General features: G+C 43.9%; 24 protein-coding genes and 1 pseudogene. 8 read left to right on the plus strand and 17 right to left on the minus strand.

The features are described 5' to 3' along the window. Nucleotides 1–129: 129 nt before the first annotated feature. The gene (locus TY49_RS15445) at nt 130–1,014 is read left to right on the plus strand and encodes an AraC family transcriptional regulator (protein ID WP_041966805.1); all 885 of its coding nucleotides are present in this window, start codon (nt 130–132) and stop codon (nt 1,012–1,014) included. Between the two features lie 114 nt (nt 1,015–1,128). Here the strand turns inward: TY49_RS15445 and TY49_RS15450 are convergent, their stop codons facing one another. The 7 genes from TY49_RS15450 to TY49_RS15485 all read right to left on the minus strand — a co-directional run bounded on the left by TY49_RS15450 (nt 1,129) and on the right by TY49_RS15485 (nt 5,797). After that, nucleotides 1,129–2,034, minus strand: coding sequence for a hypothetical protein (locus tag TY49_RS15450; RefSeq protein ID WP_041966806.1), 906 nt, complete (start codon nt 2,032–2,034; stop codon nt 1,129–1,131). A gap of 219 nt (nt 2,035–2,253) precedes the next feature. Then, a complete protein-coding gene (locus TY49_RS15455; protein WP_041966807.1) occupies nt 2,254–2,445 on the minus strand; it encodes a YvrJ family protein in 192 nt (63 codons plus the stop codon). Between the two features lie 69 nt (nt 2,446–2,514). Further along, complete coding sequence (locus tag TY49_RS15460; RefSeq protein WP_041966808.1) at nt 2,515–2,733, minus strand: DUF2922 domain-containing protein; 219 nt, start codon at nt 2,731–2,733, stop codon at nt 2,515–2,517. 36 nt (nt 2,734–2,769) lie between these two features. Then, a complete protein-coding gene (locus TY49_RS15465; RefSeq protein WP_041966809.1) occupies nt 2,770–2,985 on the minus strand; it encodes a DUF1659 domain-containing protein in 216 nt (71 codons plus the stop codon). Nucleotides 2,986–3,478: 493 nt separating this feature from the next. Next, a complete protein-coding gene (locus tag TY49_RS15475) occupies nt 3,479–3,847 on the minus strand; it encodes a PH domain-containing protein (RefSeq protein WP_041966811.1) in 369 nt (122 codons plus the stop codon). Between the two features lie 27 nt (nt 3,848–3,874). Beyond that, nucleotides 3,875–4,378: a DUF2269 family protein gene (locus TY49_RS15480; RefSeq protein WP_232310462.1), complete on the minus strand. Its 504-nt coding sequence runs from the start codon at nt 4,376–4,378 to the stop codon at nt 3,875–3,877. Between the two features lie 189 nt (nt 4,379–4,567). Beyond that, on the minus strand, nt 4,568–5,797 hold the full coding sequence (locus tag TY49_RS15485) for a DUF438 domain-containing protein (protein WP_041966812.1): 1,230 nt from the start codon (nt 5,795–5,797) through the stop codon (nt 4,568–4,570). Nucleotides 5,798–5,979: 182 nt separating this feature from the next. On the opposite strand from TY49_RS15485, the gene TY49_RS15490 reads away from it, so the two are divergent. Then, nucleotides 5,980–7,071, plus strand: coding sequence for a mechanosensitive ion channel family protein (locus tag TY49_RS15490; RefSeq protein WP_041966813.1), 1,092 nt, complete (start codon nt 5,980–5,982; stop codon nt 7,069–7,071). A 52-nt stretch (nt 7,072–7,123) separates the two neighbouring features. On the opposite strand, the gene TY49_RS15495 is transcribed toward TY49_RS15490, so the two are convergent. Then, a complete protein-coding gene (locus TY49_RS15495) occupies nt 7,124–8,689 on the minus strand; it encodes a sodium/solute symporter (RefSeq protein ID WP_232310463.1) in 1,566 nt (521 codons plus the stop codon). Next, complete coding sequence (locus tag TY49_RS15500) at nt 8,689–9,048, minus strand: hypothetical protein (RefSeq protein WP_041966815.1); 360 nt, start codon at nt 9,046–9,048, stop codon at nt 8,689–8,691. Before TY49_RS15500 ends, TY49_RS15495 begins: the two co-directional genes overlap by 1 nt. 199 nt (nt 9,049–9,247) lie before the next feature. Between TY49_RS15500 and TY49_RS23955 the strand changes: the two genes are divergently transcribed. Further along, entirely contained in the window at nt 9,248–10,483 is a 1,236-nt protein-coding gene (locus TY49_RS23955) for an AraC family transcriptional regulator (protein WP_052442204.1), read from the plus strand. Between the two features lie 110 nt (nt 10,484–10,593). On the opposite strand, the pseudogene TY49_RS15510 reads toward TY49_RS23955, so the two are convergent. Beyond that, nucleotides 10,594–12,326: pseudogene (locus tag TY49_RS15510) on the minus strand (ABC transporter ATP-binding protein). 174 nt (nt 12,327–12,500) lie between these two features. Here TY49_RS15510 and TY49_RS15515 point away from each other — a divergent pair. Beyond that, a complete protein-coding gene (locus TY49_RS15515) occupies nt 12,501–12,740 on the plus strand; it encodes a hypothetical protein (RefSeq protein ID WP_041966816.1) in 240 nt (79 codons plus the stop codon). Nucleotides 12,741–13,043: 303 nt separating this feature from the next. Continuing rightward, nucleotides 13,044–13,445: a hypothetical protein gene (locus TY49_RS15520; RefSeq protein ID WP_041966817.1), complete on the plus strand. Its 402-nt coding sequence runs from the start codon at nt 13,044–13,046 to the stop codon at nt 13,443–13,445. Nucleotides 13,446–13,482: 37 nt separating this feature from the next. Here TY49_RS15520 and TY49_RS15525 read toward each other — a convergent pair whose 3' ends face one another. Genes TY49_RS15525 through TY49_RS15535 form a run of 3 tightly spaced genes read right to left on the minus strand, consistent with a single transcriptional unit; the run spans nt 13,483 to nt 14,879 of the window. Beyond that, nucleotides 13,483–14,232, minus strand: coding sequence for a hypothetical protein (locus tag TY49_RS15525; RefSeq protein WP_041966818.1), 750 nt, complete (start codon nt 14,230–14,232; stop codon nt 13,483–13,485). 15 nt (nt 14,233–14,247) lie between these two features. Continuing rightward, the gene (locus TY49_RS23960; protein ID WP_052442205.1) at nt 14,248–14,673 is read right to left on the minus strand and encodes a hypothetical protein; all 426 of its coding nucleotides are present in this window, start codon (nt 14,671–14,673) and stop codon (nt 14,248–14,250) included. A gap of 2 nt (nt 14,674–14,675) precedes the next feature. Further along, nucleotides 14,676–14,879 carry a helix-turn-helix transcriptional regulator gene (locus TY49_RS15535; RefSeq protein ID WP_041966819.1) on the minus strand — a complete coding sequence of 68 codons (204 nt, stop codon included), beginning with the start codon at nt 14,877–14,879 and terminating at the stop codon, nt 14,676–14,678. 267 nt (nt 14,880–15,146) lie between these two features. Between TY49_RS15535 and TY49_RS15540 the strand changes: the two genes are divergently transcribed. Continuing rightward, nucleotides 15,147–17,327: a bifunctional diguanylate cyclase/phosphodiesterase gene (locus TY49_RS15540; protein WP_198135633.1), complete on the plus strand. Its 2,181-nt coding sequence runs from the start codon at nt 15,147–15,149 to the stop codon at nt 17,325–17,327. Nucleotides 17,328–17,618: 291 nt separating this feature from the next. Further along, the gene (locus tag TY49_RS15545; RefSeq protein WP_041966820.1) at nt 17,619–19,799 is read left to right on the plus strand and encodes a beta-propeller domain-containing protein; all 2,181 of its coding nucleotides are present in this window, start codon (nt 17,619–17,621) and stop codon (nt 19,797–19,799) included. 98 nt (nt 19,800–19,897) lie between these two features. Here TY49_RS15545 and TY49_RS15550 read toward each other — a convergent pair whose 3' ends face one another. After that, nucleotides 19,898–20,311 carry a VOC family protein gene (locus TY49_RS15550; RefSeq protein WP_041966821.1) on the minus strand — a complete coding sequence of 138 codons (414 nt, stop codon included), beginning with the start codon at nt 20,309–20,311 and terminating at the stop codon, nt 19,898–19,900. A 141-nt stretch (nt 20,312–20,452) separates the two neighbouring features. On the opposite strand from TY49_RS15550, the gene TY49_RS15555 reads away from it, so the two are divergent. Continuing rightward, complete coding sequence (locus TY49_RS15555; protein ID WP_041966822.1) at nt 20,453–20,647, plus strand: hypothetical protein; 195 nt, start codon at nt 20,453–20,455, stop codon at nt 20,645–20,647. 49 nt (nt 20,648–20,696) lie between these two features. Here the strand turns inward: TY49_RS15555 and TY49_RS15560 are convergent, their stop codons facing one another. The 3 genes from TY49_RS15560 to TY49_RS15570 form a co-directional block, all read right to left on the minus strand. After that, nucleotides 20,697–22,043 (minus strand): GntP family permease, encoded by a 1,347-nt coding sequence (locus TY49_RS15560; RefSeq protein WP_041966823.1) that lies wholly within the window; start codon nt 22,041–22,043, stop codon nt 20,697–20,699. A 263-nt stretch (nt 22,044–22,306) separates the two neighbouring features. Beyond that, nucleotides 22,307–23,842, minus strand: coding sequence for a gluconokinase (gene gntK, locus TY49_RS15565; protein WP_041966824.1), 1,536 nt, complete (start codon nt 23,840–23,842; stop codon nt 22,307–22,309). After that, the gene (locus TY49_RS15570) at nt 23,835–24,563 is read right to left on the minus strand and encodes a GntR family transcriptional regulator (RefSeq protein ID WP_041966825.1); all 729 of its coding nucleotides are present in this window, start codon (nt 24,561–24,563) and stop codon (nt 23,835–23,837) included. The genes gntK and TY49_RS15570 overlap by 8 nt, the downstream gene beginning before the upstream one ends. Nucleotides 24,564–24,836 lie beyond the last annotated feature (273 nt).

The raw sequence follows: 24,836 nt of genomic DNA on the forward strand, positions 1-24,836 counted from the left end.
TGAAAAATTTCATTCTTTTGGGAAAGGAAAAGGGGATTATCTTATAGAAAAATACTGACATAAGTGAGCAAAAATTGACCGGATAGCTCAATGGAATCTTGATAGGATGTTTTTAAGGGAGTGAGTTGTATGGCGTGGATTGAAGCTTTACAGAGGGCGATTGACTATATGGAGGAGCACTTGCTGGAAGACATTACGATGGAGGAGATTGCGATTCAGGCCAATTCATCTCCTTTTCATTTTCAGCGTACGTTTGCGATTTTAACGGATTGCTCCGTTGGCGAGTACCTGAGACGAAGGCGGCTGACACTGGCAGCCGGCGAGCTATGCAGCACAGATGCAAAGGTCATTGATCTTGCGCTGAAATATGGCTATGACACTCCCGAAGCATTTACGAAGGCTTTCCGCAGGCAGCATGGCATTTCGCCAAGTGAAGCACGGAAGTACACAGGAAAGCTTAAATCTTATAGCCGCCTGGGAATACAGGTGAGTCTGAAGGGAGCGGAACCGATGCAATACAAAGTGGTGGAACAAGAGGGTTTTGAAGTGATTGGAGTCAAAAAGGGATTTTCTTTCGCAAATGGCGAAAATCTTGCCGGCATTCCAAAAATGTGGGATCAGGCGAATCAGGATGGAACGAGCGACTATTTGTTAGGTAAAAATAATGGGCCAGTAAAAGGAGTTCTTGGTGTTTGTGTGGATCAAAGCAATGTCCAGGATAAGCGGATGGATTATTGGGTTGCTGCGGCATATGACGGGGAAACACCTGAAGGCTATTTGAAAATGGAGATACCTGCATCTAAATGGGCAATCTTCGAAGTCCACGGCCCAATGCCAGACGCAATGCAAAAGGTTTGGAAGCAAATTTTCACCGAATGGTTCCCGTCCAGCGGATACCAGCATGCCGGAACACCCGAGCTGGAGGTTTATACAGCAGGGAATGCGGCTGACCAAGATTATTATTCTGAGGTTTGGATTCCGGTTAAGCAGGGGCGAGACTTTACAAGTTGTTGAAATAGCATTTAAGAGAGCGGCGAAAGGCCGCTCTCTTTGTCGTTCAGGAGTTTTTGTGTATTAGTTTTGTTTTGCCTTCGTGGGTAAAAAGCGCATTGAGTTGCTTCCTGATTATTATTGATCACCAAAATAAACATCAAATAGATAATCAGCTGATTCGGTACCTTCAAAGCTTTCATGAATTATATTTCCTTGCTGATCTTTTTCTTCTTCTGTTTTCTTCATGGCAAAGGTTGAAATTACATAACCTTCAACGGGCAATTGGTCATTAGTTAACAACTTGGTTTCCCCGTTTAATAAGTAGTAATGAGTTCTAAGGTCTGCTGAATATAAGACCCGTTCTCCAGAGCTTTGTATGGCATAGGAAGAAAAACTGCCTTTCTTTTGGGTAAGATCTTTCATATCAAGTACATTTAGATTTTCAAAGAAATGATCAGCATCAATTAACCGATCGTATTGGAACCAAGTATCGCTCTGACCGTTTACAACTTGATACCTGCTCTTGTGAAAATCATATCGAATTTGATAAAGATAATAGCTATTGTGTTCTTGCCGGATCAGCTGCCATTTTATTTCTGCAATGCGTCCATCTTGATGATAGCGCATTTCAAAGCCTTCTAGCTTTGAATGGTCGTTCTCCAGGTTTAATTCTTTCTTAATCAGTTCATATTCATCCTGAAAATTCATCGTATATACAGAGTCAAGTTCATGTGCGATGTAAATGGAGCGATTTTCCCATTGGTTGATGCCAAACGGGAAAATCCAATGGACAATGACAAAGGAAAAAACACCAAGAACAGCAGCCATCCGTTTTACATGCGCATTTAACTTGGGACGAAAAAACAGGAGATACAAGATAAAGCCAAGCGGCAGAGAGACTTGATTCAAATTAAAGGCAAACGAGCCTAATAAAAAGTATCCAAGGATTTTTAACGGAAAATAAGGTTCTGCATCGTCTTTTTTCCACACTAAAAATAAGAAACTAGCAATTAATATGACATTATAAATAATAGCTGCCATTTTTACCCCCTTTTAGCAGGAAACATCTGATTTATTCAAAGTTTAGTCAGCAGAACAAGGCCTTTTTAGCTTGGCCCGCAGCCAAATAAATCATCTATATTTTAACATATAATTCCAATGATTCTTTCGTGATTATTAAATTTAAAAGGATATTGTTTTAATCAAACGTTTGATTAAATAAAAACCACCCTCTTTTTAAAAGAGGATAGTTTCTGATGGTTAGTGATTAATCTCTCGGATTGCTTGTTGGGTATAACCCCGCTCTGGCTCTGGCCTTTCCTGCAATCTCGCGGGCAGGCCCTGGATTGATTGGACGACAGTATCCAGCTTTGCTTCGATTCGATGAAGCAAGTAAAGTGTCACGACAATCGGAAACCCAACATCGCTGATGAACGGAATAAGCTGTTCCATATACGCTTCCTCCTTCCTTATATTTTTAAAACAAGAGCCGGTCTCTAGAAGAGGACCGGCTCACTTTCATTAGATTAGTTCGTATTCAGTTACGTTGCGTTCGACGACGCGTGCGCTATGAACGGAAACGAGGGTTCCATTCGTTGGCAGGAATGCGTTGGAAGCGATGATTTGCTCCATTGCCAGCTTGACCGCTGCTGGATCAACCGGCTCCGTCGGGTTATCAACCGTCAGCTTGGCGTATTTGCCAAGGTCAGTAGCGAATTGCAACTCAAGTGTTTTAGCCATGTTTTTCACCTCCTATTGAATTAGTAGATTGCCAGATTAGATGATATCGAAGCTGTCGTTACGCTCCACAGAGCTTAACAAGTTCGCGCTAAGGCCACCAAGAGCCACAGCCGCCTGCTGAACCTGGTCGGCAGTAGCTTCCTTTCTCACATAGCGGTAAGTCTTGCCCTTGAAGATTGGCTCGCCTTTCTCATCGACACCTGCTTCAAACATCAGCCTGATATTAGAATCCTTCAACATCGCCATTGCCATTTGCCTCACCTCCTTTCACCTTCTATATACAGGCGGGGAGGTGAAAAGGACATGGAGGGAGAAAATATTTAATTAAGTGGGCCGCTAATTGTGCTCTATCGGACAAACTGCGCGGGAAAGAAGAGAAAACTGTCCGATAGAAAGACTCTATCGGACAAACTGGACGGGAAAGAAGGGAATACTGTTTCTAATAGGATGATCTATCGGCCGAACCGGACGGGAAAGAAGCAGAAAATGTGCGATAGAAGGGTTCTATTGGACAAAACGGGCGGGAAAGAAGTGGAGAATGTGCGATAGAAGGGTTCTATCAGACAAAAGGGACGGGAAAGAAGCGGAGAATGTCCGATAGCAAGGCTCTATCGGACAAACTGAACGGGAAAGAAGCGGAAACTGACCCATAGAGACTTTAATTGACCAGGAGGTTTTCTCCTGTTGGTAGGCATGCACCCAAAAAAAACATCCCCCTGTCATGACGAGGAATGCTTTAATCAAATTACAATATCGCTTCAGCTATCAACTTATCAAACTTGCGGATATCTACGCCTTTCTTCAGGTTGACCTTAATGTGGCCGGCCCTGGTCCATAATTCTACCTCGGCGTTGACATCAAACAAGCTGCCGGCATTTTCGGTGGACCACATATTGATCGAGGAGTATGGCAGGGAGTAGATTTCTACCTTTTTGCCGGTGAGGCCCTGTGCGTCTCGGACGATCAGTCGTTTATTGGTAAAAATCGCGCTGTCGCGTAGAGTTTTATAGGCGGCGATCGCCTTTTCACCTTCTACTAAAAGTTCATTCACGTCATTCGGAATCGGGCATTCAGAGATAAATGTCCACGCTAAAATCGCTTGTGTTGCAACCATCTTCATAACCTCCCAATATATAATTTCTTATCTTGTATTCTGTATATTTTTGGGAATCCCTGCTTTGCTGCTCAATTCCTTTTTCTTTTTCCAGGGTCTTATAAAAGAAATGATGAAAATGAAGATAGTGACGACAATTTGAAAGTATACGGCGTATTGCCTGACGATATGATTTTTAATAAAGTCAGGATTGCTTAAGGCTAACTCTTTTTGTGCTTCCAATAGCTCCATGTTTTCCCTCATCAGCTCGTCGACGATAAAAATACCGACAAATGTTTGGATGATATACAAAATGAATTTCACGCCCACCCAGCGATGCTTGAAAAATCCCCAATTCGTGAAAAATCCATATGTGAACCCGACAAGCAGCGTTCCGATTGCACCCCATCTGACAATCTGATCACTTATGGTGACGATGTTTTTATAGCTGAGGTAAGCCTCGTCATATCGAGTGAAATCAATGTGGAGATTTAACGCCACCGAACTCAATATCCCGCCAAAGAATAATACCACTAGAAAAACGTGAATCATTTTCTACCATCTCAAACCTATAGGTCCGATTTTTCTCATGTTGAATCCCCCAATCTATTAATCGTCTCTCATTATAGTGATAGAAAAGTAATTTCATAATGTGCCACAGGCTTAATATCTGCTAAGACTGTGGTCGTATTTTTAGACAAAAAAAAGCAACAGCCGTGGGGGCTGTTGCCTAGCGTCGATTTAAGAAAGAATTCGTTTTTCTCCCTCAAGGGCTTGAATCGGATTGATGTTCTGCGTGAATTCAAGGGTGCCGATATATTGATTGTCCTCATCCCGAACCGCAAAGTAGCGGATGTACACAAATTTATCGCGGACCTTGATCCAGAAATCTTCGGTGTCTTTTTTGCCAGCTTTGAAGTCGCGCAACAAATCTTCGACAACATGGACGCTTCTTGGCGGGTGACAGTTCTGGACGGTACGGCCGATGACGGCTTTGGTGCGCGCGAAAATCCTTTCTTTACCATGCGAGAAGTAGCGAACGACATCATCCTGATCTATGAAAGTAATATCGACCGGCAGATGGTTCAGGAGCAATTCAAGCTGCTTCAATGACAGGATTCCCGTCTCCATTTTGATATAGCCTTCAGAAATTGCATCTGCATCAAGGTGTTTTCGGGCCGGCTTCCATTCCTCAGCCGGGGACGTGAGGCAATAGCCGATCTCGTCGCTTTCATGGGCGATTTTTACCCATTCATCTTCCGTGAAATTTTGCAAGGCCATCGGGAAAAGGATGTTTTCTTCCCTGTAAATCATTCCGCTTACTTCTCTGAGGACAAACTGGACCTCTTCGATTACGCCATTTTTATCGCCATCATAATTGGCCAGCTTTTTCTTAGCTAACTTAATTCCGTCGCGGATGAAATCATCGATTCGCCACATATTCGTCGTCGGACCGTAGATGCCGTACTTTTCAAGGTACGGGAAGATTAAGTTCTCCTTACGGCTGTAGTGCTTGTCAATGTCGTAGAGCAGGTTGCAGTCTTCTAGCAAAAGATTGATATTTTCAGCGCTGTCTTCCATAGCAAATTGCTCAAGATGAACGCGGAGCCTATTTTGTAAAAGCAGTTCAATCTCACGGTTTTCCAATTCGAATGTATGGACCGGGTGTCCCGGCTGGTTTTCTGGTCCGTACATTGAATCATCTTCTTCAATTGCGCCTTTGAAAAGGTCGGTGTGTGCCGCATAAATACGCTGCATTTCCGTAACGGATATATCGCCTTCAATCAGCTCCACATGCTGTAGGCCGGCAATTTCCTCGATGGTTATTTTTCCGATAAAAGCATCAAAATGAGCTTTGACCTCATTCACATTTTTACCATCATGCAGATCTTTGAAAAGCTGCTTTAAGGTTTCCTTTCGCTTTGCAGGATCCATTGCTTTCAATTCACGATTATTTATCATTTCACTCATGATTATATTTCCTCCTAGAGTGTGGATTGGTTATAACTGATAATGTTTCTCATGATTAAAATAACACTTACTGAAAAAGGAAGTAGTGATTAAAATCATTGATCGGCATTTTTTTCATAGAAATTTAAGAGAAAGTAAATATGTTATGATGGAACGAGTAAAAAATAGAGAGGGAGGATGAAATGACCTGGTGGGAATATCTTTTGTCTTATGAAGTGCTGAAAAATCTGGGAATATCCATAGGGATCTTCTTCTTATTCCTTTTGTTCCGAAAGCTTTTCACGAAGTATGTGTTCAAGCTGATGTTAAAACTAGGGCAGAAAACGCCGACTGAATTTTTCACCAGTATGACCGTTGCATTTGAGCAGCCGATTCGATGGTTATTTATCATTATAGGAATCTATGTTGCCGCGGATTATTTTCCGTTCATGGAGCAATCGAATCCGCTATTTTTAAAGATTATCAGAGCCTCGATCATCATGCTGATTGCATGGGGCCTCTATAATCTGTCTTCGGGTTCATCGTTATTATTCATGAAAATCAATGATCGTTTTCAAATGGAAATCGACCAGATTTTGATTCCGTTTTTCTCGAAGGCGATCCGGTTCATCATCGTCGCAATCAGCTTGAGTATTATCGCGCAGGTATTTGAATACGATGTGAATGGTTTCATTGCAGGGCTTGGCCTGGGCGGTCTCGCGTTTGCGCTGGCAGCGAAGGATGCTATCGGGAACTTGTTCGGGGGCATCATCATTATTACTGAAAAACCTTTTACGATAGGTGAGTGGATCAAGACACCGAGTGTGGAGGGGACGGTTGAGGATATTTCCTTCAGAAGCACGAGAGTCCGCACCTTCGCACAGGCCGTTGTTACTGTTCCGAATGCGATTTTAGCAAATGAATCGATCACGAATTGGAGCAAAATGGGGAAAAGACAAATCACCTTCAAGCTTGGGGTAACGTATGACACACCTAGAATGAAGCTGCAAAGAACAATTCTCAGGATTGAAGAGATGCTGAGGGCAAACGACGACATACATCCAGATACTATTTTTGTTAAGTTTGACGAATACAATGACAGCAGCCTCGACATCTTCCTATATTTCTTCACGAAAACCACCGTCTGGGCAGAATTCCTGACAGTGAAGGAAGAAATCAATTTTGCGATTATGGAAATTCTTGAAGAAGAGGGAGTATCCGTCGCGTTTCCGAGTCGGACACTGTATGTGGAAACGCAGGGAGAGTCTGCAAAGAGGGTTGCAGAGTCTATATAGAAGAAAAAGAGAAGTCGGGGAGCATATCAGCATCCCCGGCTTCTCTTTATTATTATGCTGCTTCAGACTCTTTGGAGTGAACTTGCTTCATAAATTCATTCACATCGGCTGGTACTCTTCGATCGAGCTTTGAGACGATGTAGACAGACAAGAATCCAATCGGCACAGTGATGATCCCAGGTACGTTGAACTGCAGGAATTCTGGCAGTGTCGTTTTGAAGAAGATCATGTACATGGAGGAAACGAGACCCAATACAAGGCCAGCGATCGCTCCTTTTTCCGTCATTCCTCTCCACCAGATGCCAAGGATGAAGATTGGAGTGAACGTACTGGCCGCCACGGTGAAGGCGAGGGCAACCAGGTGGCCGATGGATGCTTCTTTTACCATCAGGCCAAGAATTCCGTATAAAACACCCAGTACGATGATAGATGCTTTTCCAGCGATTACGCGCTCTTTTTCAGTAATGTTTTTACGGAAGAAGGTTGCGTATAAATCATGGGCCAGGGCACCAGAGCTCGCGATGAAAAGCCCCGAAAGGTTTGAAAAGACGGCTGCGAATGCGCCGGCAATGACAAGGCCAAGCAGCCATTCTCCGCCAAGCGCCTGTGCTGTTGACGGGACAACCATGTTATTCCCCCCAGCGATCAGGTCTTTCATGACAGCCGGATCAGCTTCACCAGTCAAGAAAATTGAGCGTCCTACTACTCCAAGGTAAACAGCGAACAGGAAGAACGCGCTCGCGATTCCGATCGCCATTAAAGCGGATCTTCTGGCAGCTTTTGCACTTGGGTTTGTGTAGAAGCGTAAAAGGATGTGCGGAAGCCCAATCGTACCAAGCGAAAGTCCAATTGTCATCGACATCGTTTGCCAGAAGGACGGGAAGTAGTTGCCTGTTCCAGTCCAGACAGAACCGTCGAAAGGAATATCCTTTCTGTCAGTGGTAAAGCCTGCTGTACCTGTGATCGTTCCTTTGAACTCATTGATTGATGCCAGGATATCTTGATAATGAAGTCCGCCCCAGATGGCTGCGCCGACCATAAGAAGGAACGCGCCAAGGCGAATCCATAGTTCCAGCGCCTGGTTCAGGGTAGTCCCTTTCATGCCGCCGATTCCTACATAAAAAATCATCACGGAGCAGGTAAAAATGATTCCAAATTCATAGCTGGTGCCAAAAAACATGCTTAGAATCTGCGCAGCACCAAGGAGCTGCGGAGCTGCATAGAAACCGGAAATAGCGAGTACGACAGCGACGGCTGCAAGGCGGGCGCGCCGGCTGTGGAACCGGTAGGCCAAAAAGTCAGCAACTGTATAGGCACCGAACTTGCGAAGCGGTCCAGCGACGAAAATCGCCAGGAGTGTCAAGCCGATCGAGAAGCAAAACGCATAGTAAGCCCCATCATAGCCGAGCTGATAGGTCAGGCCGGCAATCCCAAGGAAAGTGGCAGCGCTCAAATAGTCGCCGCCGATTGCCGACCCGTTGGTGAACCAGCCGAAGCTGCGTCCTCCGACGAAGTAATCGGAAGCTGTCGCGTTTCTTTTTGTAAGGTAGGTGATATACACAATGGTTCCCATCAGGATCAATGTTAACAGGAATTTCGGCTCCATGAATGTCGACATCAGCCAATTCTCCTTCCATCAGCAGGAGATGTGGATTGTTCTGCTTGGTTTTTCAGGCGTTTCTCATACAAAGTCGTATGGATGAGTGCAATGACAAACGCCATCGCCATCGCGACAATACTTGTGAAGAACCAGCTGTAGGTCATGCCGCCCCACATCCGGGAGAACATGAAATCTCCTGCATACCAATTCAAAATAGGAATGGAAAGAATGAATACATAATAAAAGAGCGTAAGTTTAATGCCTGTACTGAATTCACTTTTCATGATTTGCTTCGTTTCCGGATCAAGCGGCTTTAGTTCGCTGACGTCAATTGTATCAGCCGCTACATAATTATACTCCCGATACTCCCCTGCCAAATATAATTCCCCCTAGTTAAAATTTTGGCCTAACCCGTTATCAAGATTTCCCTCCTTTAGGTTAGCCGTGATATCATTAAATTGATTGTACGATAGAGAATTGTCCGATACCTTACAATAAATTATCAGAAATATACAAATATTTAATATAATTTAAATTTTTATTCACTCATGTGAATAAGACAAGGGGGTGGTAAGGTTGAATTCAATCTGGCTTGCTGTTGAGGATGAAGCGGAGTATGGGAAGCTAGCTGCATGGATTCTGGGAGAATGCCAGGAGAATTGTAAGCTAGTAGACGAAGAGAATGATATACATATCGCGATCATTGAAGTGAACAAATGGCATGATTGGGTAAAAATACACCGGTTCCGCAAACGGAATAAAGGCTGCCGGATCATTCCGCTGCTGGACCCGTCACTTTTGCACACCTCTCCGCTGGCAATCGAGTTCAAGCTGACCTACCTGCTGGTAAAATCGGTGAAACAACGAATTTTTATACGTACCTTAAAGCGAGCGGTCGAAGAGATTGAAAGTGAGAATACCAGATACGCAGAAAGCGAGGAAGTATTCCATCATTTCGATGCGGCTGAGGCAGTTGGGCGCAACACCTTACCTTTTAGGGAGGCTTTTTTACGGAGACTGTTGTCAGGGGAAGTGAAGACAGAGGAGGAGCTTCTGCAATCCCGTTTTTACCTGCCGGGGGAAGCTGTGCCGAATGTGGTCTGTTTTATTCAGGGATTCGTCCGCTGTCCGGCTAAACGTATGCAAGAGGGCTGGCAGTCGTCGATGGTCATCCAGGAGTTTTTGAAAAAGCAGTTTGAAGGATATCAGCTCACGTTCCTGTCCTACAGGAAACACCTGCTCATGCTGCTCCAAGTGCCGTCGGAGTATGGTTCATTGAAGCATTGGAAAGAGGGGGAAGGGCACATACTTGAGGCAATTGAGTCCTTGGAAAATGAATACGGGATACAGCTTTATATTGGTGTAGGCTCCATTTATCGCGAGCCGCTGCTGCTGCACCATTCATATAAAGAAGCGTGTAAAGCAAGGCGGACATCGCCATACGAAAGACTGCAGCTTCGCTATTTCGAGGAAATCACGATGGACATGCAAATCCAAAAGTGTGTCGATTATATTTCCCAGTACTGTACGGAGGACCTGTCCATCAAGCAGGTTGCAGACCAGATCAATCTGAGCGTGCCATACTTCAGCCGCATCTTTAAACAAGAAACCGGTCGCAGCTTCGTCGAGTATGTCACCTTCGTCCGCATGCAGCGAGGTGTCTGGATGCTGCGCCACACGGACCACACGGTGGAAGCCATTGCCGAAGAACTGGGGTATAACACCCCCAACTACTTCAGCGGGACCTTCAAAAAATACGTTGGCCTGTCACCGAGGGACTACAGGGCTACTGAAGAGATCATTTTTGTTTAGGGAGAGCCAGGACAATAAGTGAAAACTAAAAAGGAGGTCCAACCATGACGGCGGACCTCCTTTTTGTTGTTTATCCCATAAGCTTGGCAAACTCTCTGTGTAAATGATGCCTATGCCAGCTGTTGCTGTGCAAACTCCCTATACAAATCATGCATTTGAATCAATTCCTGGTGAGTGCCAATCCCGGTCACTCTTCCTTTTTCGATAAACACGATTTTATCCGCATTGACGATGGTGGAGAGTCTGTGTGCGATGACAAATGTCGTCCGGCCTTCCATCAGGCGGGTCAGTGCCTGCTGGACGATTCCTTCTGACTGACTGTCGAGGCTGGCGGTGGCTTCGTCCATCATCAGGATTTTCGGATCGCGGAGGAAGGCACGTGCGATTGCGATACGCTGCCTTTGTCCGCCAGATAATTTGACCCCACGTTCGCCAACCTCGGTATCAAGTCCCTTTGGAAAGTCGGCGATGAATTGGTCTGCATAGGCCATTTTTGCGACTTCCCACAGTTGTTCATCCTGAATCTGATCACCGTTTTCCAGCCCATAGTAAAGATTTTCGCGGATGGTACCGGCCATCATCGCGCTTTCCTGTGAAACATAGCCGATCTGATTGCGCCAGGAGGTGAGCGATAGTTCCTGGATCGGAGTGTCGCCAATCCGGATTTCTCCTTTTGTCGGTTCGTAAAAACGTTCAATCAAGCCAAACATAGTCGTTTTGCCGCCGCCGCTTGGTCCGACGAAAGCAACCATCTGGCCAGGTTGCGCATCCAAAGAAACTCCTTCAATGACAGGCTCTTCCTCGCTGTAGGCAAAGCTGACATTATCGATGGTAATTGGCAGGTTGCTAATATCAGTTTCGATTCCTTCCTGGCCTTCTTCAAGTGGCTGGTCGAGAATTTCAATGATCCGCTCTGTCGCGCCCTTCGCTTTTTGCAGCTGTGTAAAGAACATCGCAAACGAAGTGATCGGCATGATGATCTGGAACAAATAAAGCAGGAAGGCGATGAGCGAACCTGTCGACATGGTTCCATTCACTACGCGCATTCCTCCGTACGCAATGATGATGACAATAACGACCATGATCATCAGCTGCATGACTGGACCAATCAACGCAAAGATCCGTGCTTCCTTCAATCCAAAATTGAACAGCTTATCAATGCCACCATAGCCATTGTCCTCTTCAATATTTTCAGCGGTTGAAGCTTTCATTAAGCGAATTTCGCCGAGAGTCTGGGTGATATGTCCAGTAAAAACGGCCGTCTCATCCTGAAGCCCACGTGCAATCTTGGCCATTTTCCTGCCAAGAGGCATCATGATTGCCAGCGTGAGCGGCACGGAAATGAGCATGAGCAAGGTCATTTTCCAGTCCATCACGAGCAAAATCACAACAGCACCAATGATGGAGATGATTCCTGTGGCGAAATTCGGGAAATGGTTCGTGATCAAGTCTTTGACAATACTCGTATCATTGACGATTCGGCTGACCGTTTCCCCGCTGGACTGCTTGTCAAAATAACGGACAGGCATGCGGATGAGCTTCGACCACATCCGTTCGCGCAGCCTCGCCACTACCTTTTGACCGACATAGCTGAGCAGGTAGATCGAAATCCCGCTGATCAATGCCTGAATGATGAAGGCGGCACCAATTGCGATCATAAGCGGAGCACTGATTGCCTCAACTGAAAACCGTCGACTAGATTTTTCGTTAGGAGCGGAACTACCAGTCCAGCCAGAGTCGTGATGATGCTCGCAGTCAGCCCAGTGAAAAGGGCCGCCTTCGGAAGATTCGTCGATAAAATCAAATTGAGAAAAGGCTTTAAGCTTGTTTGTTGTTTTTCCATTACTAGTCTCCTGTTCGTTCTAGTTGATTACATCATAAACCACTTTGAGTATAGATGGAAATATGGGTGTAAGGCATGAATAGATAGATAAACGCCTCTTTTACTTTTAAAAACAAACAAGCAGTCTGGTACATGCATATGATGAAGATGAACAATAGTTTGGAGGTGAAGCATATGAGTAATGGTGTTCATGCTGCGTGCAGCGTGTTCGAATTGTTTCTTGGAGTCTTGCTGGGGGTAGGATTGATTTTGTTGTCTACTTTTGGATTAGTCGCTGCGATACTAGCAGGACTTGGCGCATTGGCTGGAACTTTGAATACAATTCTAGGGGTTATAGGTTTAATCGTCGTAATCTTGTTTGCCTACTGCATTATCCGAAGGTTATGGCGTTGTTGTTTTGGCGGCCGATGCTAAACGCTTAGAAAATATTGAATAAACAGTCTCTTATTAATATTTGAGGCTGTTTTTTGTGTTTCATTTGGCTGACAGAGTATGTATATCCTAAATACAGAAGAAGGACCTTTTTAAGTAAATCTCCCAGTTAATTGTAATATCTGGTTAACTTTGAAACTTTTTACATACCATTCTCGTAAAAGGTAAGTCGAAAGGCTTAATAAGACTGGGAGTGTATGTAATAACTTGTCAGGGTTACATATATATAGTTTTTTACTCAGATGAAGAATGGATAAATAGTGACTCAAAAAAGGGGTGAACGTAATGACTTGCCATTATTTTATCGCAACAATGAGACCGATCGAGGAATTTCATATAAACGGACAGGATTATCCTTTCATAAGTGGTGAGGATTATAAAAAGGAACTGCCGCTTTCTCTGCCATACGTGTATGAATACGGAAGCGAGGATTCCGTATTCATCACGTTTCTAGATGAGTTCATGGAATTTGGCGATGTTGTTGAGTTTTACATATATGAAGAAGGAAAACGGGGGAGGCCTTTGTCTGTCAATCTTCCTGAAGAAGCCCGGACGATCAATCTATTGAAAAAGACCTATAAGAATGAAAATGGTGAATACCGGCTGGACGAGAGCAATTGGAAGGAAGAGCTCGCAAGAAAAACGATTGCCTCGAAGCGGAGTATTACCACTTTCGTAAAATATTAAAATGACCAGCCACTTGAGAGAGTTAAAGTGGCCATCGTTATACGGTTACCAGTCTGTCATTATTGATATGATCCAGTTTTTCTATTATCAAATCAGCGAATTCATCCGGCTGGTCGATGTAGAATAGCACCTTTTGCACTTCTTTTTCCTGGCCGAAATATCCTCTTGCAATCATCGGTTCTTTGAAGATAACCTCATACTTCGCCTCATCGCTCATCCCGAATATCCTGGTGAGCGCCCGCGGAAAGGCAGTGGCATGGAACACATTTTTTTCATGAATGATTCCGCCGTTATTGTTATACTTCAATTTTGCGGGCTGGATTCTTTCAATATCGCTCAAGGGAAAATTCAGTTCCCTTCTTGCGCCGATTTTAATGTGCACACTGTTCTTCTTAACTGAAATCGGCAAATTCCTCAATAAATTGTAATCACCCATTATGTAAAAGACGCTGTAAATATGAAGCAGCAGCATTACCAGAGCGATTTCAGGCGCTTCTTTTCTTAAATAAATATGGAAAACAATCATTTCGATAATCTGTTCATGGACGAGAGCGAGAAATAGCCAGAAGTAGTTCGATTTTTTATGATAGTAAAAAGTATCTCGGGCAGGAGTAGGGATTTTCCATTTAAAAAAAGCATAAAAAAGAATTTTCATTTCTTTTTTGTAGATCAGCAGCAACGGATTCTCATTGATTTTTCCTTTTCGGTATAAAAGAAACAAATGTACAAGAAAGGCTTCGAGAAGCACAACAAGAATGATGCCCGTCACAATCAGGCGCGTCTCCATAAAAATTCCTCCCGTTTACGAGTAACGTTTCATTTGGAACCAGTAGATCAGGTATTGCGCAATTCCCATCACGATGAACAAAATAATCGGCAAATACGGAATGTGATTGAAATAAGCGGTTAGGGCAATGGCGACTGGAATGGATAGAGCAAAGAAGATGTACACTTTTCTCGTTGCCTTAAAAGTCAGCCACTGCATACCTTCGTCCTCTTCTCGCATTTCCATCGGGATCAGGCTGGCCTTTATCGGATCTTGGGGGTTGCGTTTGTTATAGAGAGGGATAATCGCAATCATGATGAGAATCGGAATGCCCAAAACCATGGGATCAATGTTAAGCCAGGCGGGAACATGGTTGGAATAGTGGTTGCCAATCATGATGATACCCAGTCCCAATATAAGGACAATATTGAAAAACGTTGATTGAAAAGTTCTTTTTAACACGGTCATATCTCTCCTTCTAAGCGAAACACTTCTTCGACTGGTACTTCGAAGGCAGCTGCTATTTTTAATGCGAGGGTGACGGAGGGAGCGTAGTCCCCTTTTTCGATCAGTCCAATCGTCTGTCTCGTCACGCCGATCTTGTCCGCTAAATCTTGCTGTGAAAATCTGAATCTTGCTCGGAATTCACGAACAGAGTTTTTTAACATGTACAAGTTTACTCCTTTGGTAATATATGTTTATTCACCTTAAATGTAATATATCCTTTGCATTTTGTAAACTTTTATTTACATTATTTGTGAAATAGTAGCTGTACTTATTAACAACGTGGTTTTTTATATACTGTTCCATTTCGATTTAGTCTACGAAAACTTGTCCAAAAGACTTTACTGTTAAAAAATACCTGTATAACCATAGTAAGGGAGTGCCGATATGACATGTATATACTTAAAATGTAGATGGACGGGGTGACTGCAATGCAGCCAGATTTGAATAACAGCTCTCTTTTTGAGGTATATAAATCCTTGTTTGATTATAACCATGATGGGTGCTATGCCCTTGATATGGATGGGAATTTTATTGTTTTTAATGAAGAGGCGGTAGCCATAACGGGTTATACCACTGATGAAGCTATGGAAATGAATTTTGTATCGATTATTCATGATGATTATGTTGAGGAAACAATAAAGCATTTTAAATGGGTCACAAGAGGAGAACGTGAGAGGTTTGAAACGGTCATTCTAAGGAAGGGGACAGGTGAGCGTGTCAATCTGATGATCACAGCAGTGCCGATTAAGGTTGGAGATGAAATCCTGGGAATTGTCGGCTGCGCGCAGGATATCACGGAAAAGAAGGAACTTGAGGCATTGGTGAGAGGCCAAAACCGGATCCTTAAAATGATGGCAAAGGGAGCTGATTTTCAGGAAGTTCTTGATGAAATAGTATTTTTCATCGAGAGTTTCACGGACGGCGCACACTGTTCCATCCTGATTGCGGATCAAGAGGGAATGAAATTGCATCATGGATCATCTCCCCATTTGCCGCCAGTATATAATGCGGCAGTTGATGGTATGCCTATTGGTCCTACGGCTGGTTCCTGTGGCACGGCGGCCTTTTTTAAAAAATCTGTAGTCGTGACAGATATTGAGAACGATCCATTATGGGAACATTACCGTGAGCTGGCTCTTCACTATGATTTGAAGGCTTGCTGGTCATCACCAGTTTTTGATGATGACCAGAGGGTGATTGGCACATTTGGCATGTATTATTGTCGTACGAGATCTCCACGTGAGAAGGACCGGAAGATCATTGAAAAAGCAACTGACCTCACCAGCCTTGTGATTCAGCACTATCGGGCAAAAGAAAAAATTGATTTTATGGCGTATCATGATGCGTTGACCGGGCTGGCGAACCGCAGACGGTTTGATGAAAGGGTCCAAAATGCCATTGCCGAGACAAATCTGGAACAGGAAGAAAAAATGAGTCTGATGTTCCTCGACCTCGATCGATTTAAGTACGTGAACGACTCTCTTGGCCATTCGATTGGTGACCGGCTTCTTGTGCATGTTTCTGATAAATTAAAAGATTGCCTAGGAGACGGTGACTTGTTCTCGAGACAGGGCGGGGACGAGTTCACAATTTTACTAGAGCATACGACGAAAGAAAAAGCCGAAGCTGTGGCCCGTAACATACTCAAGGCATTAGAGGAGCCTTTTGCAATTGATGGTACAGATATTTTCATCTCAACGAGTATAGGCATGAGCTTTTACCCAGATGATGGTGAGGAAGTTGACATGCTGTTGAGCAAAGCGGATGTCGCGATGTATCAGGCAAAAAAGCAAGGGCGCAATAATTACCAGATGTATGATGTGTTGCTTGATCGAAAAGCTTTTGAAAGGCTTCAGATTGAAAATGAGCTCCGTAAAGCACTCGAGCGAAATGAATTTGCGCTTCATTATCAGCCGATTGTAAACTTATGCAAGAATGAGATCAAAGGAGCGGAGGCGCTTATCCGCTGGCAAAATGAAAGAGTTGGTCATGTATCACCAGATCAGTTCATTCCGATAGCGGAAGAAACGGGATTGATCATTCCGATTGGTGAGTGGGTGCTGAAAACATCTCTGCTTCAGCTCAAAGACTGGCACAGTAATGGAATGGATGGGTTGACGATATCGGTGAATTTATCGATTCGCCAATTTTATCAGCCTGATTTGATTCCGATGATTAAGGAAACAATTGAGTTGGCCGGAGTCGAGCCGCGCTTCCTTACGATTGAGATTACTGAAAGCATGACAATGGACGTAGAGAAAGCAAGCGTGATTCTTCACGAGCTGAAGGAACTTGGAGTGAATATCTCGATTGATGATTTCGGTACAGGCTACAGCTCGCTGAGTTACCTGAAGAGATTCCCGATTGATCATTTGAAAATCGACCGCTGCTTTGTGAAGGACATCGCCGACAATAAAAGCGACGAAAACATTGCAACAACAATTATTCTTATGGCGCATAACCTGGGATTGTCCGTCATCGCAGAAGGTGTGGAAACAGAAGACCAGTTAGGTGTATTGAAACAGCACCGCTGCAATGAAGCTCAAGGCTATCACTTCAGCAAACCCGTGCCAGGAGAAGAGTTTCCTGGAATTAAAGTTCCTTCGTGATGCGGAGGAACTTTTTTTTATACAAGCCAATTGGAAAAAAACGAGCAGAATTTCCAGTTCGCTATAAAAACTAGATTTTCGCTATTAAAAATTGGAATTCGCTATAAAAGAGATATTTTCGCTATAAAACTTCATTTTTCGCTATAAAAACTTTCGGGTAAAGTTGAATTTTCTATCTCGAAGCAAAGTAGCCAAGCTTTTCATAAGAATCCTTCCTGAATTGTAATTTTTAGGTTAAAACTGAAACACCAGCGAGCAATCCCCGTCTAATTTAACAAGGGGGTTCAAAAAATGATGAAAAAATGGTGGTTATTAAGCGGTTTGTTGCTCATTTCGGTAGTGGCAGTGGCTATTTATTCTTTGTCCCAGTTCAAAGTGGTCAATGCGTGGGAAGAGGAGCATGTGGTCCTGCCAAATAAAGTGTGGACGCTAGAGTTTTCCGAAAAAGTTTCTGAAAAAAGTCTTGATCCTAATTTGATTTATGTGACGAATGACAAGGGAGAGAAGCTCGACACGAAGCTGGAGCTTGGTACAGACCAGAAAACCATTTTCATCCATCCTCCGAAAAACGGTTATGACCTCAAAGCGAAGGAATTTACTGTTCATTTTAAAAAAGGAATTAAATCTGCGCTCGGCAGGGAGCTGAACACTAAGCACACCTGGCAGTTCGTTGTTAAAGAAACCCTTCCAACTGTTGGTACGCAGGAGAATCTGGCGAGCTATTTTGAAGAGATTATAGAGGAAGAGAAAGAGGCCCGAAGCTGGTTTGGCGGATTGAAGGATTCCTTCTCTGCTGGCGAGGATAAAGCGACGGAGGAGTCAATGACTGCCGATAAGTCCGGTGGCGGCGGGGATGTTTCCGAAACAAATGTCCAGGTGCACGGCGTGGATGAAGCAGATATCGTCAAAACAGATGGGAAGAGCATTTTCCAGGCAGAGCACGACAAGGTGCGGATCATCCAGGCTGTGCCGGGCGCGCAGATGAAGGTTCTGTCGACGCTTCGTTACAATGGGGAATTTACTCCTCATCAGCTTTTCCTGGAGGACGGGCAATTGGTGGTGATTGGTTATCAGTATCATCACATGACAAAATCTTATGAAGACGCTGCTAAGGATTCGTTGATTGCGCCGATGATGCAGTCTACGAAAATTATTGTTTATGATGTGAAAAATCCTGCTGATCCCAAGCAGATACGCGAAGTCACTGTTGAAGGTTCCTATGTATCAGCGAGGAAGGTGGATAGCCTTGTTTACCTGGTCACGCAGCACTATCCGGACTACTGGCTGCTGAAGGAGAACCGGAGAATGGATATCAGGCCTAAGTTCTCTGACACTGTATACGACTCAAAGGAAAGAAGTATAGATTATGACGATATTCATTACTTCCCCGAGTCGCGCCAGCCGAACTATACGATGATTGCCGCGCTCAACCTCGACCAGCCTAAAGAGGAAGTTTCAATGGCGACCTATCTGGGCAGTGGCAACCAGCTTTATATGTCAAAGGAAAATCTCTATCTCGCCGTTGAAAATTACGGGGATATGGATAGGAAAGATCGCGGTGTGATTGCACCGGACACCGATGTCCATAAATTCGCAATCAATGGCATGGATGTAAAATACCACAGCTCCGCCACCGTGCCGGGAACCGTGCTGAACCAGTTTTCGATGGATGAGCACAATGGCTATTTCCGGGTGGTTACGACAAAAGGTTATGCGTGGGATGAAAAGCGGCCTTCCTCCAACCATCTTTATATATTGGATAAAAATCTGAAGGAAGCAGGAAAGATTGAAGAGCTGGCGCGCGGGGAGAAAATCTATTCCGCAAGGTTCATGGGTGACCGGATCTATATGGTTACTTTTAAAGAAACAGATCCGCTGTTTGTGTTCGATGCAAGCGATCCAGCCAACCCGAAAGTGCTTGGTGAGCTGAAAATTCCTGGCTTCAGTAATTATCTGCATCCTTATGATGAAAACCATATCATCGGATTTGGCCAGGATACGAAAATTGTCGCTGAAAAAGGAGCGTCGCAACCGCGTATTTTGACAGATGGAGTTAAAATCTCCTTATTCGATGTTAGCGACATGTCCAATCCGAAAGAGAAGTTTACTGAGATCATTGGCGGCAGGGGTACCTATTCTCCGCTGAATCATGACCATAAAGCATTGCTGTTCAATAAAGACAAAGACATTTTTGCGTTCCCCATCTCGGTATACCAAAACAGTGAGAAGAATGAATACGAACAAATCTTTGAATATCAGGGCGCATATGTCTATAGTATCGATCCTGCCACCGGTTTTAAGCTGAAGTCTAAAATATCCCATATTAACGGCGAAATGCCATATTACGAAGAGTGGGGGAAGCAAATCCAGCGCCTGCTCTATATCGGCGACACAATGTACGCCCTGTCCCCAGAAAAAATCACAAGTCATAAAATGGGCAGTTACGAGAAGGTTGGAGAGCTAGAATTTTAAAAAGAAGGCACTTCTGCACATGAACCGCAGAAGTGCCTTCTCGCTTTATTAATTGCCGAGCCCTTCAGTATTGTGGAGCAGATTCTGCATTTAATTCTCTACAGCCCTTCAGTATTCTGTAGCACGATCCTCCAGCCATCCGGATCGGAAATCGTCACCCCGGCCTTTTTCCAATATGGGTTTTCCGGCTCGACCTCCGGATAACCCATGGCATGTAACCGCCCGGCGATTGCGTCTCGCGATTCCTTGTCAGGAATGTAGAAGACTAATAGATTATCTTCTGTTGGCGCGGGACAGGGACTTCCATTATCATGCTGGGTAAACTCAAGGTGGTAGCTCAAATCTGGCAGGCCAAGCATCACCCCGTCATAGCCATCATGTTTTTCAAATGAACCTACTACTTTAAGCCCTGCACCATCGCGGTAAAATTCAACGACCTTTTCCAACTGATCCGTTGGCCGTGCAATCCTGAATTGGACAGCAGGCATTTTTTCAGGCCAAGATTTCTTCATCTTCAACACCTCGATTCAATACTTTAGTTTTATTATATATTGATGAAACACCTTAGAGGTCGGAGATAGGAATGAGAATTTCTCAGACTTTCGTTGTAGTTTGTTATAATTAAGATGATTATAATATTAAGAGGTGTTTACATGACCCTTGGTCTTGTTTTAGTCATCATTATTCTCATTGGGGCTCTGCTAGCCACATTGTTATTGTCCGGCAAGGGAGACGAGGAATATAGCAAAGCCACGAAAAAAAACACGACGAATCTTACGTTGATTTATATTGTTGTGATATTACTATCCTTTATTGCCGTCGGGGTTTATATTAGGTGGTTTGTGTAGGAGTTTTTAAAAAAGGTCAGCCCTTCATAATCGGGCTGACCTTTTCACATTATACAAACAAGCTAAGCAATAAGATAAATCCTAATCCTGCTACTGAAATAATCGTTTCAAGTAGTGTCCATGTTGCGAATGTTTCTTTCATGCTAAGGCCGAAATATTCTTTGAACATCCAGAAGCCTGCATCGTTCACGTGTGATGCGATCAAGCTTCCTGCTCCTGTTGCTAGTACGACAAGCGCAAGGTTCACATCTGTCTGGCCAAGAAGCGGGATGACTAGTCCGGCTGTTGTTAAGGCTGCAACTGTTGCTGAACCTAGAGAGATACGCAGAATTGCCGCGATAATCCAGGCAAGCAGGATTGGTGATAATGAAGTGCCTTGGAACAATTCAGCTACATAATCACCCACGCCGCCATTGATCAAGACTTGCTTGAAGGCGCCTCCGCCACCGATGATCAAAAGCATCATGCCGATGTGAGAGATGGCCGTTGTACAAGAATCCATTACCGTTTTGATTGGAATGTTTCGTGCCAATCCCATAGTGTAAATTGCCACTAATAGTGAGATTAGCATGGCAGTTCCTGCATCACCGATGAACTGGATTGCTGCTAGGAAACTATTATCCTCAAATCCCATTGTTTTTTGAAGTAAAGAAATGATTGTTGCGATAGACATTAAGATAACTGGAAGTAGTGCTGTGAATACGCTGATACCGAAACCTGGTGTTTCTTCAAGTTTGAACGTTTTTTGTTCACCTAAAGAAGCGATATTTCCTGTTTTGTTAAAAGATTCTGGAACAAGCTTTTTAGCGATTTTCGTAAATACGGGACCAGCCAGGATAACAGTGGGAATTGCAATGATAAAACCATAAAGCAATACTTCCCCAATGTTTGCGCCATACTCACCGGCAATTACAGTTGGACCAGGGTGAGGAGGCAGGAAGCCGTGAGTTACAGATAATGCAGCAGTCATTGGAATACCAAGGTACAAAATTGAAATCTTTAATTCTCTTGAAATCGCAAATACGATTGGAATCAATAATACTAAACCTACTTCGAAAAATAGAGCAACACCGATAATGAATGAAGCAGCCACGACTGCCCACTGGATATTCTTTTCACCAAATTTGTTCACAAGTGTCATTGCGATTCGCTGGGCACCGCCGGAATCCGCAATCAATTTACCAAGCATCGCACCAAGACCGAAAATCAGTGCTAAGTGGCCAAGTGTTCCGCCTAAACCGGCTTCGATTGTCTTAACAATCTCACCAAGTGGCATTCCAAGTGCCAATGCTACGCCAAACGAAACGATGATCAACGAAATGAATGTGTTGAGCTTGAAGCCCATAATCAATAAAAGTAAAGCTAAGATACCAATTGCTACAATAACCAATGGCATTGTAATTTCCCCCTAAGATGTCTATAGTTCCCGCATGGAGCGGGTAATTCCTTTTGTTAACATAAAAAGCTAAGATATTTTTAATCCCCATGTAGGGGGTGTTCCCTTTGTAAAATAAAGGGTTAAGATTATTTGTAATCCCCATTCTGGGGGTGTTCCCTCTGTTAAAAATAAAGCGCTAAGATATTTGTGATACCATGTTGCGGGTGTTTCCTTTGTAAAATAAAGCGCTAACATTTTTGTGAGAGGATGTGAAGCATCCTCTATTTAATCAAGCTTCTTTGATAGTTGGCGATTCTTGAATAATCTTGTTCCAATGCTCTCGATAAGCTGATGAAGATTGGCACCAGCTGTCTGTATTCATTTGCGGCTTCTTCATTTGGTGTATGCTTGTGGGTGCTGCCAATCATGTCCGAAACAGCATCAAATGAATCAATTTTACCTGTTGCATAAAGACCGAGAATGCAAGCACCAAGGCAAGAGCTTTCGTAGCTTTCAGGAACCACCACATCGATGTCGAATATATCGGACATCATCTGGCGCCACACATCTGATCTCGCGAAGCCGCCGGTAGCCTGAATCCTTGTAACCGGACTTTCCATCGCTTCGGTAAGCGCTAAAAAGACGGTATATAGGTTGAAAATGACACCTTCTAATGCTGCACGAATCATATGCTCTTTTTTATGGGACATCGTCAGTCCGAAAAAGGAACCGCGGACATCTGGATTCCATAAAGGCGCACGCTCGCCTGCAAGATATGGGTGGAACAATAATCCTTCAGCACCAGGCCTTACTCGCTCAGCGATTTTCGTTAAAACATTGTAAGGATCAATCCCTAAACGCTTTGCTGTTTCAACTTCAGATGCTGCGAATTCATCACGAATCCAGCGAAGGACCATTCCACCATTATTGACGGGGCCACCGATGACCCAGTGATTCTCCGTCAGGGCGTAGCAGAAAATTCGTCCTTTGTCATCCGTTTGCGGCTCGTCGATGATCGTGCGGATTGCACCGCTTGTCCCGATCGTGACCGCGATTTCACCTTTGCCGATTGCATTCACTCCGAGATTGGAGAGAACGCCATCACTTGCACCGATGACGAAGGGAGTTTCAGGCTTTATCCCGATTTGCTTTGCCAATTGTGGATTGCAATTCGTAAAGGTTTTTGTTGTCGGTACAAGCTCGGATAATTGAGTTTTTGAGATTCCCGCAACTTGCAGGGCTTCTTCATCCCAATCAAGGTTTTTAAGGTTCATCATTCCCATCGCAGAAGCAAGCGAGTGGTCCACCACATACTGGTCAAAGAACTTTTTAAAAATAAATTCCTTGATGCCGATGTACTTTTTCGCTTTAGCGGCGATTTCAGGACGCTCGTTCACAATCCATGCGACTTTGCTTAACGGTGCCATCGGGTGGATCGGTGTTCCCGTGCGCTTATAAATTTCATGTCCGTTCAATTCTGTTTTGATTTTATGCGCCCATGCTTCACTGCGGTTGTCCGCCCATGTAATGCAAGGTGTGAGCGGCTGGTCATTTTCATCAATCGCAATGACGCTGTGCATCGCGCTGCTGAATGAAATGAATGCCAGCTTTTTTTGCTGATTGTGTTTCATGATTTTCGTAATGGCAGTTAGTACCGCCATATAAATTTCTTCAGGATTTTGCTCGGCTGTTGAGATATCCGGCGTGTAAAGAGGGTATCCAATGTTCTCCTGCTGGATGACTTCGCCTTTTTCGCTGAAAAGAACAGCCTTCGTACTAGTAGTACCGATGTCGACCCCTAGCATATATTCAGTCACTTTTCTCCACTCCCTTGGAAAGCGTTTGCTGCGATATCCAAAGGTCGTCTACTTTACCTTGAACATCATCAAAATTTTGGTGTAAGGATTTAATCATAAGTTCGCGTTTCTTTGTTTTGATGGCTTCAATATAAAGCTCATGATTTTCGAGGATGCGGTTGAAATCATCGTATTTTTCTTCGATTCTTGATCGCATCGATAACAAGATGAAAGCTTCCATTACGGGCTTCGTGTTATCCCAGATCATCCTGATGTAGGAATGATTGATGGCCCGGATAATCGTTTCATGGAAGAGCACATCCTGTAATGAAAATTCGTCTGCATCCTTGTACTTGATGGCGATTTTCATCATTTCGAGAATTTTGCTCAATTCGGTGACAAGATTTGATGTATCTATTTTTATGAGTCGCTCAAAAACGAATGATTCTATTAATAAACGGACATCGTAAATCTCTTCGATATCTTTTTCTGTGAGGCCGATAACCACGGCACCCATTCTTTCCAGTCGGATCAGGTTTTCTGCGGCGAGAATTTTCAACGCTTCACGAATAGGTGAGCGACTTACGTTGAATTCCGCAGCCAGTTTGTTTTCTGAAAGGATGGCATCGCTTTCAATTAGCCCCGCGATAATCTGCATCCTAAGCTCACTAGCAACCCGGTCACCTGTTGATGCCTTTGAAAGCCATTTTTGGGGATAAAGAAATTCGTTCTTTTCTGTCATTTCCTCACCTTCCTGGTTAATCAAGTATACTTGTATACAAGTATTATAAAACGAATATAAAAAATTGCAAGCGTTTTCTATTATGATTATTTTGCCGAATTCTTAGAATTTGATTCTGAGAGGAGGGCTTCGGCTGCCAGGAAAGAAATACTAGTGTTTAGCCAAGGAGTTAAACAGGACACTAATAAGGATAGAGTAGTGATTTGTACCCTGACAGGGAAAGTAAGAGAAAAACGGGGAACATAAAAAAGAAAAAGTGCCCGGTTAAGGAAA

The sequence above is a fragment of the Mesobacillus selenatarsenatis SF-1 genome (genome assembly GCF_000813125.1).
In the GTDB taxonomy this organism is placed as follows: domain Bacteria; phylum Bacillota; class Bacilli; order Bacillales; family Cytobacillaceae; genus Mesobacillus; species Mesobacillus selenatarsenatis.

What these genes read in the sequence shown, in the direction of transcription:
- TY49_RS15485 (WP_041966812.1), bottom strand. Translation starts at nt 5,797, where the DNA reads ATGAGTGAAATGATAAATAATCGTGAATTGAAAGCAATGGATCCTGCA.
- TY49_RS15455 (WP_041966807.1), bottom strand. Translation starts at nt 2,445, where the DNA reads ATGGAACAGCTTATTCCGTTCATCAGCGATGTTGGGTTTCCGATTGTC.
- TY49_RS15445 (WP_041966805.1), top strand. Translation starts at nt 130, where the DNA reads ATGGCGTGGATTGAAGCTTTACAGAGGGCGATTGACTATATGGAGGAG.
- TY49_RS15515 (WP_041966816.1), top strand. Translation starts at nt 12,501, where the DNA reads ATGAGTAATGGTGTTCATGCTGCGTGCAGCGTGTTCGAATTGTTTCTT.
- TY49_RS15475 (WP_041966811.1), bottom strand. Translation starts at nt 3,847, where the DNA reads ATGGTTGCAACACAAGCGATTTTAGCGTGGACATTTATCTCTGAATGC.
- TY49_RS15550 (WP_041966821.1), bottom strand. Translation starts at nt 20,311, where the DNA reads ATGAAGAAATCTTGGCCTGAAAAAATGCCTGCTGTCCAATTCAGGATT.
- TY49_RS15490 (WP_041966813.1), top strand. Translation starts at nt 5,980, where the DNA reads ATGACCTGGTGGGAATATCTTTTGTCTTATGAAGTGCTGAAAAATCTG.
- TY49_RS15545 (WP_041966820.1), top strand. Translation starts at nt 17,619, where the DNA reads ATGATGAAAAAATGGTGGTTATTAAGCGGTTTGTTGCTCATTTCGGTA.
- TY49_RS15480 (WP_232310462.1), bottom strand. Translation starts at nt 4,378, where the DNA reads ATGATTCACGTTTTTCTAGTGGTATTATTCTTTGGCGGGATATTGAGT.
- TY49_RS15460 (WP_041966808.1), bottom strand. Translation starts at nt 2,733, where the DNA reads ATGGCTAAAACACTTGAGTTGCAATTCGCTACTGACCTTGGCAAATAC.
- TY49_RS15450 (WP_041966806.1), bottom strand. Translation starts at nt 2,034, where the DNA reads ATGGCAGCTATTATTTATAATGTCATATTAATTGCTAGTTTCTTATTT.
- TY49_RS15555 (WP_041966822.1), top strand. Translation starts at nt 20,453, where the DNA reads ATGACCCTTGGTCTTGTTTTAGTCATCATTATTCTCATTGGGGCTCTG.
- TY49_RS15570 (WP_041966825.1), bottom strand. Translation starts at nt 24,563, where the DNA reads ATGACAGAAAAGAACGAATTTCTTTATCCCCAAAAATGGCTTTCAAAG.
- TY49_RS15495 (WP_232310463.1), bottom strand. Translation starts at nt 8,689, where the DNA reads ATGTCGACATTCATGGAGCCGAAATTCCTGTTAACATTGATCCTGATG.
- TY49_RS15535 (WP_041966819.1), bottom strand. Translation starts at nt 14,879, where the DNA reads ATGTTAAAAAACTCTGTTCGTGAATTCCGAGCAAGATTCAGATTTTCA.
- TY49_RS15525 (WP_041966818.1), bottom strand. Translation starts at nt 14,232, where the DNA reads ATGGAGACGCGCCTGATTGTGACGGGCATCATTCTTGTTGTGCTTCTC.
- TY49_RS15540 (WP_198135633.1), top strand. Translation starts at nt 15,147, where the DNA reads ATGCAGCCAGATTTGAATAACAGCTCTCTTTTTGAGGTATATAAATCC.
- TY49_RS15520 (WP_041966817.1), top strand. Translation starts at nt 13,044, where the DNA reads ATGACTTGCCATTATTTTATCGCAACAATGAGACCGATCGAGGAATTT.
- TY49_RS15465 (WP_041966809.1), bottom strand. Translation starts at nt 2,985, where the DNA reads ATGGCAATGGCGATGTTGAAGGATTCTAATATCAGGCTGATGTTTGAA.
- TY49_RS15560 (WP_041966823.1), bottom strand. Translation starts at nt 22,043, where the DNA reads ATGCCATTGGTTATTGTAGCAATTGGTATCTTAGCTTTACTTTTATTG.